This window comes from Paracoccus sp. AK26, assembly GCF_011801365.1.
Taxonomy (GTDB): Bacteria; Pseudomonadota; Alphaproteobacteria; order Rhodobacterales; family Rhodobacteraceae; genus Paracoccus; species Paracoccus aerius.
In genome coordinates this window covers 73,507-85,685 of the sequence record NZ_CP041043.1, presented here as the reverse complement: position 1 = coordinate 85,685, position 12,179 = coordinate 73,507, and the positions used below count along the sequence as shown (strand labels likewise).

The following is a 12,179-nucleotide window of genomic DNA, read 5'->3' as shown; positions in this document are numbered from 1 at the left end:
CGCGGTCCTGCGCAGGCCGCGCTGCTTGCCACCATGGATCACGCCCCTGCGAACATCACCAGACCGATCAGGGCACCGCAGATCATGCTGGCCCTGTCCCGCGTCGCGAAAGCCACCGGATCGTCATCCATGACCCTACGATGCGCAAGCATCAGCATCCGCGCAATCCAGTAGGTCAGGATCGGTGCCGCCAGCCACAGGATCTGCGGCGTGCTGTAGAGCAGCGTCATGCTTTCGTTCGAAACATAAAGGATGAACACGGTCACCGCGTTGAAGCCGGACGCGGCCGCCAGCATCATCACCAGGTCTGCGTCGGTGTTGCGGTAGCCGCGGCTGCTGCTGTCGGGCAGATGGGCATCCAGCCGCGCGGCCAGTTCGACGAACCGCTTGATCAGCGCCAGCGACAGGAACAGCGCCATCGAAAAGGCCAGAAGCCAGGCTGACACGGCCACGCCCAGCACCACCGCGCCGCCGATGACGCGCAAGGTGTACAGGCCTGCAAGCGACAGGACATCAAGCAGCGCCTTGCGCTTCAGCAAGAAGGAATAGGTGGTGGTCAGCACGCAATAGATCACCAGGATGCCCAGGAACGGCAACGAGATGGCGGCCGCCAGACCCATCGACAGGGCCAGCAGGACCGGCATCGCCACAAGCGCCTGCGCCAGCGGGATCGTGCCCTTGGCCAGGGGGCGGTTGCATTTCGTCCGGTGCTTCCGGTCATCCTGCAGATCGACAAGGTCGTTCAGGATATAGACGCTGGACGCGCAGAGCGAAAACGCGACGAAGGCCAGGAAGACCTGCAGAAAGGCCACCAGCTCGAAGGCATGGGCGGTGATCAGCGGCACGAACAGCAGGGCGTTCTTGGAATACTGGTGGGTGCGCGCCAGCTTGGCCCAGCTGCGCCAGGTGGGCCTTTCCCAGGACAGCACCTCGACATCGCGATGCGCCCGTTTCAGATCCTGGTTCACGCGCCCGGATGTGCGGATCGCGATGGCCTTGCCGGCCTTGTCCCAGACCCGCAGATCCGCCGCGTCGTTGCCGATATAGTCGAAGCCGCCTTCGCCAAAGGCCGCGACCAGCTTCTGCGCCTTGACCCTGCCGCCGCAATTCGTTTCGGCATTGGACGCGAACCAGCCCGCGAACAGGCCCAGGTGGTCCGCGACGGCCTTGACCAGCCGTTCATGGCTGGCCGATGCCAGGTAGACCTGCCGCCCCTGCGCGCGCGCCGCCCGGATGTAATCCAGCACCACGGGATCATAGGGCAGGGTGGACGGATCGAAATCGGCGTTCTCTGCCAGCTTGTGCTTCAGTGCAGCCTTGCCGCCGGCCAGGGCGCCGACCATGCCGACCAGCGACAGGGGCTGCCGGCCCAGTTCGGCGAAGGCCGTCTCGATCAGCAGGTCCGACCGGATCAGCGTCCCGTCCAGGTCGACGGCCAGCGGCCGCCCCGTGGCGGGCTGTTCCTGCCGCCGGGCAATGGCCAGGGCGCGACCGCCCGGATCGTTCAGATGGCGGCGGTGATCCTCGTCGTGCCGAGCCCGGGGATGGCCTGGAAACAGCGCAACAGATTCGTGTTTGGTATCCGTTACTTTCATCTTGCTCGCTTCTGTTCGGGCGCATCGTCTGGGGACGGTGGGCATGTGCTGCGGCGCGGACCCCGCCAGTCAGGGGCCGCCGGATGTCATCACCTTCGTCGCGGGGCCCATCCGGCCCGCCGGTCGCGGGCAGAAGGCTGCGGTGGTTGCGAACGACCCGTGCAAGCCCGTTCACTGGGTTGGGTCGCCATCTCGCGCTCCTTCTTCAGGCGGGGCAATGAAAGGGTTGTTCCGCTCCCGGCCAAGGCCTGCGCATCCGTCTGCGCGCCGGATCGCGCCGTTCCAGGGAAGGGGCAGCACGCAGACCCTTGGTCAGGGCGTCGGGGGCGGGAATGCTCATTGCCTGTCTCTTGTTGTGGAACCGCCTCGCAAGAGACCCGTCCCTGGCCGATCACGCAGGATGAACCGCCAGGGGGGGCATCTGTTCCACCGGCCGCATGGAACAAAGGTTAATCGCCCTGCGCGGGTGGCGGGATCCGGCCCGCCCGGGGCGATGGAACACGTCCCGCAGCAGGTTGTTGGGTTTGCAGCGGCAGGAGGATCAATCAGCCATGACCCGTGTGACATTCAGCATCGACGATCTGGGCCCGTTCGACGGGTCGATCAGATACGGAAACCTGACCGAGGGCGAGATCGCCTTCACCGCCATCCCCGTCCGCGCGACCCAGTTCACCGGGGCCAGGACCATCAGGATCGCGCCCGAGGATGGCCCCGCGTTCGAGGCAACGGTGGTCAGGATCACGACCGACGGCGGCTATCGCCAGCAGTTCGACGACAGCATGACAGGCTATGTCGCCTTCCGCACCGGCTAGGGCGGCGCGTCGCCCCCGCCGGCCAGGGGCCTGCCGGTCCTGATCCGGCACGCCCGCCCGCGGGTCGTCATCGCGGCTCGGCCATCAGCCCCTTCACAAGGGCAAAGCTTGCGCCCAGCAGGACGATGGCGAAGGGAAATCCGGTCGATACCGCCATCGCCTGCAGCGCGGCCAGCCCGCCGCCCAGCAGCAGGGCGATCGCGATCAGCCCCTCGACGGTGGCCCAGAACACGCGCTGCGGGGTCGGCGCGTTCATCTTGCCGCCCGCGCTGATCGTGTCGATGACCAGCGACCCGGAATCCGACGAGGTGACGAAGAACACGATGACCAGCACGATCCCCACCAGCGACGTGATCCCCGTCAGCGGCAGATGGGCCAGCATCTCGAACAGCTGCAGTTCAAGCGCGGCGTCCTGGACCGAGACCAGCCCCTGGTTCACCACCTGGCTGATCGCCGTGCCCCCAAGCGCCGTCATCCACAGGGTCGAGACCAGCGAGGGGATCAGCAGCACCGCGATCAGGAACTCGCGCACGGTGCGGCCGCGGCTGACGCGGGCGATGAACATGCCCACGAAGGGCGACCAGCTGATCCACCAGGCCCAGTAGAAGGCGGTCCAGCCCTGGCGGAAGTTGTCGTCGTCGCGGCCGACCGGGTTCGACAGCGCCGGCAGGTACTGGGCATAGGCCTGCAGGTTCTTGAAGAAGCCCGTGGCGATCTGCATCGTCGGGCCTGCGGCGATCACGAAGAACAGCAGCAGGACCGCAAGGCCCATGTTGATCTCGGACAGACGCTTGACGCCCTTGTCCATCCCGGCGACGACCGATGCGGTGGCGATCCCGGTGATGATGATGATCAGGAAGATCATCGCGCCGGTGGTGGCGGGCAGCCCGAACAGGAAGTTCAGCCCCGCGCTTGCCTGCTGCGCGCCCAGCCCAAGCGAGGTGGACAGCCCGAAGATCGTCGCGAAGACGGCCAGGATGTCGACCACATGGCCCGGCCAGCCCCAGACCCGTTCCCCGAAGATCGGGTACAGGATCGACCGCAGGGTCATCGGCAGGCCCTTGTTGAACGAGAACAGCGCCAAGGACAGCGCGACGATGGCATAGATCGACCAGGGATGCAGCGCCCAGTGGAAGATCGTGGCGGCCATGGCCAGCCGGCGCGCACCTTCCGCATCGCCCGGCACCCCGTCCAGGGGCGCCCAGTCCGTCCGCGCCCCGTCCGGTCCCGTGACCGGCCCGTCGAAGGCGGCGGTGTAGTTGCCCAAGGGCTCGGACACGCCATAGAACATCAGCCCGATGCCCATGCCGGCCGCGAACAGCATCGAGAACCAGGACAGATAACTGTAGTCGGGCGTCGCATCCGGCCCGCCCAGCCTGATGCGGCCAAGCGGCAGAACGATCAGCGCCAGGCACAGCAGCACGAACAGGTTGCCCACCACGATGAAGAACCAGTCGAGGTTCGCCGTCAGGAAATCCCGCAAGCCCGCGAACAGCGGATCCAGCGTGTTCTGGAACATCAGCGTCAAGAGGGTGAAGGCGACCACCCCCAGGGCCGAGATGCTGAAGACGATGTTGTGGATATCAAGCTCGAACACGAACCGGCGTCGATAGTTGATGTTGTCCTGGCCCACCTCGTAATCCGTCTGGATCACCTGGGTCGCGCCCTCGGGGGCGGGAATGGCATCGGGCGTCTGCGGGTCGAGGGGGACGGCTTGATCGGGCAAATGCGGGTCCTTTTCCGTGTCGCATGGCTTCTGCCGGAAAAAGGATGCGGGAACGGCCCACAGGTCATGATGCGCAGGCTGCTCTCGGTCCCGTTACCGGCGGCGATTGTGAAGCCAAACACCCCGGGGCGCTGAAAGTTCAGCCCGGATGGCGCGGAAAGGCCATTCTTGCAGTCCCGCCACGCAAAAGACCCCGCAAAAGCGGGGTCTTGGGCAGGGGCTGGACCCCGGTTCAGATGTCGTTGCCGAGCTTGCCCTTGACGGTGCCCGTCACGTCCTGCGCGGAACCCTTGGTCTTCTGGGCCTTGCCCTCGGCCTGCAGGGACTGGTCGTCGGTCATCTTGCCGATGCTGTCCTTCACGCTGCCCGCCGTCTTGTTCGCCGCCGCTTTCAGCTTGTCGGTCATCTCGCCCATTTCGGTGCTCCTTCGTTTGTCAGGTTTCGCAGGACCAACGCGGTCCGGGGGCGGCCGTTCCGCCAGTGGGCGGCGGCCCGCGGGAACGTGATCGCAGCGTGACGGGCAGGCGGGAACAAGGCCCGGCAAAACCCACGGCCGCATATTCCGATTGACTTGCCGCGAAATCCGACAAAAAGACTTGGGTGGACCGGCAGTGCCTGTCCCCGATCCCGCCTTCCTCAAGGAAATGACCATGTCGCTGCGCCGTCGATTCCCGCTGGTCCTGTGCCTGCTTCTCGCCCCTGTCCTGGCCGGCCCGGCCGAGGTCGTGACCACCTATGCGGATATTGCGCTTGCGACCTATGGGGACAGCCTGTCCACGGCCCAGGCCCTGCGACGGGCGGTGGGCGACCTGGTGGCCGATCCCTCGCCCGAAACCCTGGCCGCCGCGCGCCAGGCCTGGACGGCCGCGCGCGTTCCCTATCAGCAGTCCGAGGTGTTCCGCTTCGGCAACCCCATCGTCGACGACTGGGAAGGGCGGGTGAACGCCTGGCCGCTGGACGAGGGGCTGATCGACTATGTGGCCGAAGGCACCCCCTCGACCGAGGATAACGAGCTGGCGCAGTTGAACGTGATCGCCAACCCCGTCCTTGAACTGGGATCCGAGACGCTGGATGCGGCGACCATCACCCCCGACACCATCCGCGCGCTGCACGAGGCAGGCGGGATCGAGGCCAATGTCGCCTCGGGCTATCACGCGATCGAGTTCCTGCTGTGGGGGCAGGATCTGAACGGAACGGGGCCGGGCGCGGGAAGCCGCCCCCATACGGATTTCTTGGCGGGCGCGGGCTGCACCAACGGCAATTGCGACCGCCGCGCCCAATACCTTGTCGCCGCGACCGATCTGCTGGTGTCCGACCTGCGGGAAATGACCGGCAACTGGGAAACGGACGGCCCCGCCCGCGCGGCGGTCACGGCCGATCCGCAGGCCGGGCTGCGCGCCATGCTGACCGGGATGGGCAGCCTGTCCTATGGCGAGCAGGCCGGAGAGCGGATGAAGCTGGGCCTGATGCTGAACGACCCCGAGGAAGAGCATGACTGCTTCTCGGACCAGACCCATCTCAGCCACTACCATGACGGGCTTGGCATCCAGAACGTCTATCTGGGCCGCTATGTGCGGGTGGATGGCAGCGAAGTCGCGGGCCCGTCCCTGTCGGGCCTGGTGGCCGAGGCCGATGCCGGCTTGGATCAGGCACTGCAGGCCGATCTTGCCGCCACGATGGTGGCGCTGACCGCGCTGCGCGACAAGGCCGAAGCGGGGATGGCCTATGACCAGATGCTGGCGCCGGGCGACCAGGAAGGCGCGGCGGTCATCCAGGCAGGCGTGGACGGACTGGCGAAACAGGCGAAATCCATCGAACGCGCGGTCGCGGCCCTTGGCCTGGACGGCATCGCCTTCGAAGGGTCCGACAGCCTCGACGATCCGAACGCGGTCTTCCAGTAAGGCGGTCCTGCGGTGGCGCGCGTCCTGATCGGGATGGCTGTGGCCCTGGCGGCCAGCCTTGGCGCGGCCGTCGCGCCGGGCCTGTCCGACACCCCCTCCGATGCGCTGCGGGCGGTACCGGTGGCGCCCGGCCCGGCCACGGCCACGGACTGGCAGGCGGAACCCCATCTGCCCATCATCCCCCGCACAAGGGCCGAGGCCGCGCGCATCGCCGCAGTGCTGGCGCCGCCTGCCGATTTCACCCGTCCCGAACCCTTCGAGGACAAGCCCGCCGGGGCCGCCACGGCGCGTTTCGTCCCGAACGCGGATGCCTTTTCGCATTTCCCGCCCAACCTGCCCCGCGCGCGCGAGATGGATTTCAAGCTGGGCAACGCCATCTTCCGCAAGCTCTGGGTCGGCGCGCCATCCTCGACCAGGGGCAGCGACGGGCTGGGGCCGCTTTACAACGCCCGCGCCTGCCAGAACTGCCACATCAAGGACGGGCGCGGGCATCTGCCACAGGGGCCGGACGACAGCCGCGTTTCCGCCTTCCTGCGCCTGTCGGTCCCCGGCGGACCTGCCCGGCCCGAGATCCCGGACTATATCGCCACCAGCCCCGATCCGGTCTATGGTGCGCAGTTGCAGGATCTGGCCCTGGCGGGTTTCCTGGCCGAGGCGCGGATGGGCGTCGCCTGGGCCGAGGAACCCGTGACCCTGGCCGACGGCACGGTCGTCACACTGCGCCGCCCGTCCTTTGCGGTGGAAGACCCCGCGCATGGCGCGCCGCATCCAGACCTGCAGATCTCGGCCCGCGTCGCCCCGCAGATGATCGGGCTTGGCCTGCTCGAGGCGGTGCCGGTGGCAGACATCCTGGCCCTGGCCGATGCCGACGACCGGGACGGGGATGGCATATCCGGCAGGCCGCAGATCGTCTGGTCCAGCGAATTCGACCGCCCGATGCTGGGCCGCTTCGGCCACAAGGCCGGCAACGCGACGATCCGCGAACAATCGGCAAGCGCCTTTCTGGGTGACATGGGCCTGTCGAACCCGCTGTTCCCCTTTCCCTTCGGCGAATGCAGCGAAGCGCAGGCCGCCTGCCGCGCCGCACCGGCCGGGCAGGAACCGGACGTCCGCGAGGGGCTGGAGGTGGACGGCCTGGGCCTGGACCTGGTGACCTTCTACAGCCGCAACCTGGCGGTGCCGGCCCGGCGCGACCTGGATGATCTGCAGGTCCTGCGGGGCAAGAAGATCGCGCATGACATCGGCTGCACCAGTTGCCACAATCCCAAGTTCGTGACGCATCGGCTGGACGGCCGGCCCGAACAAAGCTTCCAGCTGATCTGGCCCCATTCCGACATGCTGCTGCACGACATGGGCGAGGGGCTGGCCGACAACCGGCCCGAAAGCCGCGCGACGGGGCGCGAATGGCGCACCGCGCCCTTGTGGGGCATCTCGCTGAACGGCACCGTCACGGGCGTCGAAAGCTACCTGCACGACGGCCGCGCCCGTTCCCTGATCGAGGCGATCCTGTGGCATGGGGGCGAAGCCCAGCCCGCCCGGGACGCGGTCGTCGCCCTGCCCACCCCTGACCGAAAGGCGTTGATCGCATGGCTCCGATCGCTTTGACCCGCTTGGCGGCCCTTGCAGCCGTTGCGGCGCTGCTGGGGACGCCCGCGACGGCGGACTTGGCCGAGGCCGTGGATCAGGTCATCACGCCCGCCTATGCCGGGCTGGCCGATGCCGCGGCAGACCTGGACGCCGCCGCCCGGCAGGACTGCGCCCCCGCGGCGATGCGGTCGCCGTTCCAGCAGGCCTGGGACGCCTGGGCGCGGATCGATTTCCAGCGCCTCGGCCCCGTCGAGGAACAGGGGCGGTCGCTTGCAATCGCCTTCTGGCCCGATCCGAAATCGTCGGGCCTGCGGGCGCAGCAGGCGCTTGTCGCGGGCGATCCGCAGGTGATTGCGGATCCCGCCCGCCTTGCCCAGGTCTCGGTCGCGGCGCGCGAGCTTTCGGGGCTGGAACGGCTGCTATACCCCTCGGCCCTGACGGGCGCCGAGGACAGGCTTTGCGCCTTGCGTCGGGCCACGGCGGCGGATCTGGCGCGGATGACGGCCGAGATCGCTGCCGAATGGCCGGCCCACGCGGCGCTGCTGACGACGCCTGGGGACGCGAACACCAGCTACCTGACCACGGACGAGGCGCGGCAGGCGCTGTTCACGCAACTGGTGACGGGGCTGGCATCATTGTCCGACGGGCGGCTTGGCCGGCCACTGGGGACGTTCCAGAAGCCCCGGCCGGAACGGGCCGAGGCGGTGGCGTCCGGCCGCAGCCTGCGCAACATCCGCCTGTCGCTGGAAGGTTTGCGGGATCTGGCCCTGGCGCTGCATCCCGACGCGCCGCTGACCCAGGCCGCCTTCAACCGCGCGCTGGCGCTGGCCCAGGACCTGGAAGACCCGGTCCTGGCAGGGGTGGCCACGCCGCAGGGACGGCTGAAGGTCGAGATCCTCCAGCAGGCGGTGCAATCCGCCCAGGCGGCCGTCGAGACCGAGATCGGGGCGGCGCTTGGCGTCTCGACCGGGTTCAACGCAAAGGATGGTGACTGATGGCCAACCGGCGCATGGTGATCAAGGGGCTGGCGGCGGCGGCGATCCTGCCCCGCCGGGGCTGGGCTGCGGCAGGATCGCCCGCTTGCGTCGCCGCGGCGCGCGCGCCGGACGACAGCCACGCGCTTTACGGGATCGACCCCGGCGGCGGGCTGGTCTTCGCGGTCCCGCTGCCCGGTCGCGGCCATGCCGCAGCCGCCCATCCCGGCCGGGCCGAGGCCGTGGCCTTTGCCCGCCGCCCTGGCCTGTTCGCCTTGGTGCTGGACTGCCGGACGGGCGCGGTCCTGCACCGCCTTGCGCCGCCGCCGGGCCTGCAGTTCAACGGCCACGGCGCTTTTTCGCCCGATGGCCGGCTTCTCTACACCTCCGAGGTGGTGGCACAGGGTTCGGCGGGCCGGATCGGCATCTGGGACGCCGCGCAGGACTATGCCCGGCTGGGCCAGATGGACAGCCACGGCATCGGCCCGCACGAAGTGCGAACCCGCGCGGACGGGGCGATCATCCTGGCCAATGGCGGGATCGAGACCGACCCGCTGGACCGCACGCCCCTGAACCTGGGCCGGATGCGCCCGAACCTTGCCGTCCTGTCGCCGTCGGGCGGGCTTCTGTCCCTGACCGAACTGGATCCGGGCCTGCACCAGAACTCGATCAGGCACCTGGCGCTGCTGCGGGACGGTGTTGCCTTTGCCATGCAATGGCAGGGCGACCCGGCCGAGACGGTCCCGCTGCTGGGCATCCTTGGGTCCGCGCTGACCCTGGCCATCCCGCCCGAGGATCAGGCCGCGGCCATGCGCGGCTATGCGGGATCGATCGCGGCCAATGGGGGGCTGATCGCCGTGACCTCGCCCCGCGGCGGGGTGGCGATGATCCATGACGAAGGGGGCGCCCACCGCGCCACCCTGCGCCGCGCCGACATCTGCGGCGTGGCCCCCGCAGCCGACGCCCCCTTCACCTTCACCGATGGCGGCGGCGCGATCTGGTCTGCCGATGAAGCCGGCCTGCGCCTGCGCGCCCGCCACGACCTGGCCTGGGACAACCATCTGGTCCGCATCGGCTAGGCGCCAGCCTTTCCGGTCAGGCGGAAAGCATCGGGTGCTGGCCAGAGACGGGGGCCGGTGAAGTCGCGCCGCGCTGCCGGCGGCGCCGCGCCACGAGATGCAGATCGGCAACAGGAAGCCGTGAAAGACCAGCAAGATCGACTTGCCGCGGCGGGTTCTTTTTCCCCTTCCACGATTGTTGACTATAATTGTAAAGAATCAGCGCCGACCGACGAGGCCGGACTTGGCGCGTCTTCTTCAACCTCAGGATGGACCAATGCATCGCCCCGCAAGCCGTTACTTCGTCAGACATGTTCCGCAGTTGCTTCTGGGCGTCTCGATGGCCGCGCTTGGTCCGGCCCTGGCCCTGGCCCAACCGGTTGCCGATCCGGCCCAGCCCACGGTCCTGGCGCCGATCACGCTGGACGCGGCAGACCTGCGCACCGGGACCATCGACGCGCCCGCCGCGCCCTATGCAGGCGGCCAGGTGTCGACCCAGGTCCGGCTTGGCGCGCTTGGGAACCGCGACGCGCAATCGGCACCGTTCCGCGTCACGGGCTTTACCGAGGCCCTGATCCAGGACCAGCAGGCGATCAGCCTTGGCGATCTGGTATCGAACGACCCTTCGATCCGCCAGGACGCCCCCACCTTCAGCGAGCGCGATTCCTTCTTCATCCGCGGCTTTTCCGTCACCAACCTTGACACGTTGTTCGACGGGCTGCCCTATCTGGCCAATCCCCGCCGCAGCGCGCTTGAAGGCATCGCGCAGGTCGATGTCCTGATGGGACCGACCGCCCTTGCCAATGGCGGGGTCGGTCGCGTCGGCGGGACGATCAACCTGGTGCCCAAGCGGGCGGGCGATCAGGCCCTGACGCAACTGACCACCAGCATCCTGTCGGATTCGCAGGTGTGGACGCATCTGGACGTGGGGCGGCGCTTCGGCACCGGCGGGGAATGGGGCCTGCGCGCCAACGGGTCCTGGCGGGCGGGCGACAGCGCGCTTGACAACAACAGCGTCGAGGTCGGCGTGGCGACGCTGGGGCTGGACTACCGCGGCGACCGGCTGCGCGCCTCGCTTGACGCGAGCCTGTCCGACCAGAACCTCGACGCGCCGACCTCGCTGTTCAACGCAGCCCTGCCAGGCATCGACATCCCCGATGCGCCCGACGGCAAGGTGAACACCGCCAATCCCTTCGAATACCACGACAGCAGCCATCGCATGATCGCGGGGCGGCTGGAATACGACATCCGCCCAGACACGACGATCTACGCTGCTGCGGGGGCCAGCCGGTACCGCGAGGATTTCCTGACCTCGAACTATGTGATCCAGGATGCGGATGGCGATGCGCTGAACACCTTCGGCTATAACCCGCAGCAGATCCAGGGCTTCTCGGGCGAGGTGGGGCTGCGGTCCCAGTTCATGACGGGCAGCGTCGGCCATGCGCTCAGCCTGTCGGCGGCGCGTTCGGTGAACGAGAACGACCGGGGCCGCTTCAACCCGCGCCTTCTGGTCTTCCCGGAAAACCCCACCAACATCTACGACCCGGTCTATCTGCCGGACGGTTCGGTGGACACGACCGGCCTTCCCCGGTCCGGCGACTTGATCCCCTTCGCCGATCTGACAGCGACCAGCATTGCCGTGTCCGACACGCTGTCCTTTGACCAGGACCGGCTGCAACTGACCATCGGCGGGCGCTACCAGACCATCCGGTCGCGCGGCTTCAACACCCGCCCCGGCATCCCCGAGGCCCCGGTGGGCGAGCGGAACTATCTTTACGAGGACGAGGCCTTCACCCCCGCCGTCGCCGCGTCCTACCGGATCACGGACGGATTGTCGGTCTACGCCAACTATGTCGAGGCGCTGACCGAGGGGCAGATCGCGCCGACCGCCGCCGTGAACGCGGGCGAGATCTTCCCCGCCACCGTCAACCGGCAGCGCGAGGTCGGGCTGAAATACGACACCGGCACCGTGGCCCTGGGCGCGGCCTTGTTCGAGATCCGCCAGCCGAACGGCATCACCGATCCGGCCACGAACGTCTTTTCGGTCGGGGGCCAGCAGCGCAACCGGGGGCTGGAGCTGTCGGTCGCGGGCGAGCCGATGGAGGGCTTGCGCCTGCTGGGCGGCGTGACCTTTCTGGACGCCACGCTGGTTCGCACCCAGGATGGCGCGTTCGACGGCAAGGACGCCCCCGGCATTCCCGACACGGCGGTCAGCCTTTACGCCGAATACGACACGCCCGGGATCCGCGACCTGACGCTGACCGGCCGCCTGATGCATGGCGGATCGACCTGGTACGACCAGGCCAACACCCAGAAGGTGGACGGCTGGACCCGGCTCGACTTGGGGGTGCGCTATGCGGTGGCACGGGCCGACGGCCGGGACATCCAGCTCCGCGCCCAGGTCGAGAACGTCCTGGACGAGAACTATTGGGCGACGTCGGCGCGGGGCTTCCTGTCCACGGGCGCGCCGCGCACCTATTCGGTCTCGGCGTCGATCAGGTTCTAGCGCAAGGACAGCACAAGGCC

General features: G+C 68.3%; 9 protein-coding genes. 6 read left to right on the top strand and 3 right to left on the bottom strand.

Annotated features, from left to right (window positions below):
- Window positions 1-38 precede the first annotated feature (38 nt).
- Window positions 39-1,595 (bottom strand): UbiA family prenyltransferase, encoded by a 1,557-nt coding sequence (locus tag FIU66_RS14715; RefSeq protein WP_167623664.1) that lies wholly within the window; start codon window positions 1,593-1,595, stop codon window positions 39-41.
- A gap of 551 nt (window positions 1,596-2,146) precedes the next feature.
- Between FIU66_RS14715 and FIU66_RS14710 the strand changes: the two genes are divergently transcribed.
- Window positions 2,147-2,407, top strand: a complete 261-nt coding sequence (locus tag FIU66_RS14710; RefSeq protein WP_167623663.1) for a hypothetical protein — start codon at window positions 2,147-2,149, stop codon at window positions 2,405-2,407.
- A gap of 67 nt (window positions 2,408-2,474) precedes the next feature.
- Here FIU66_RS14710 and FIU66_RS14705 read toward each other — a convergent pair whose 3' ends face one another.
- A complete protein-coding gene (locus tag FIU66_RS14705) occupies window positions 2,475-4,133 on the bottom strand; it encodes a BCCT family transporter (protein ID WP_167623662.1) in 1,659 nt (552 codons plus the stop codon).
- Between the two features lie 232 nt (window positions 4,134-4,365).
- Window positions 4,366-4,548, bottom strand: a complete 183-nt coding sequence (locus tag FIU66_RS14700) for a CsbD family protein (protein WP_167623661.1) — start codon at window positions 4,546-4,548, stop codon at window positions 4,366-4,368.
- Window positions 4,549-4,783: 235 nt separating this feature from the next.
- Here FIU66_RS14700 and FIU66_RS14695 point away from each other — a divergent pair, with 235 nt between their 5' ends.
- The 5 genes from FIU66_RS14695 to FIU66_RS14675 all read left to right on the top strand — a co-directional run bounded on the left by FIU66_RS14695 (window position 4,784) and on the right by FIU66_RS14675 (window position 12,159).
- A complete protein-coding gene (locus tag FIU66_RS14695; RefSeq protein WP_370528964.1) occupies window positions 4,784-6,034 on the top strand; it encodes an imelysin family protein in 1,251 nt (416 codons plus the stop codon).
- Between the two features lie 33 nt (window positions 6,035-6,067).
- Complete coding sequence (locus tag FIU66_RS14690) at window positions 6,068-7,639, top strand: di-heme oxidoredictase family protein (RefSeq protein ID WP_167623702.1); 1,572 nt, start codon at window positions 6,068-6,070, stop codon at window positions 7,637-7,639.
- Window positions 7,621-8,616, top strand: coding sequence for an imelysin family protein (locus FIU66_RS14685; RefSeq protein ID WP_167623660.1), 996 nt, complete (start codon window positions 7,621-7,623; stop codon window positions 8,614-8,616). The genes FIU66_RS14690 and FIU66_RS14685 overlap by 19 nt, the downstream gene beginning before the upstream one ends.
- Window positions 8,616-9,674 (top strand): DUF1513 domain-containing protein, encoded by a 1,059-nt coding sequence (locus FIU66_RS14680; protein ID WP_167623659.1) that lies wholly within the window; start codon window positions 8,616-8,618, stop codon window positions 9,672-9,674. Before FIU66_RS14685 ends, FIU66_RS14680 begins: the two co-directional genes overlap by 1 nt.
- A 256-nt stretch (window positions 9,675-9,930) precedes the next feature.
- Window positions 9,931-12,159, top strand: a complete 2,229-nt coding sequence (locus FIU66_RS14675; protein WP_240544795.1) for a TonB-dependent siderophore receptor — start codon at window positions 9,931-9,933, stop codon at window positions 12,157-12,159.
- Window positions 12,160-12,179: the final 20 nt, after the last annotated feature.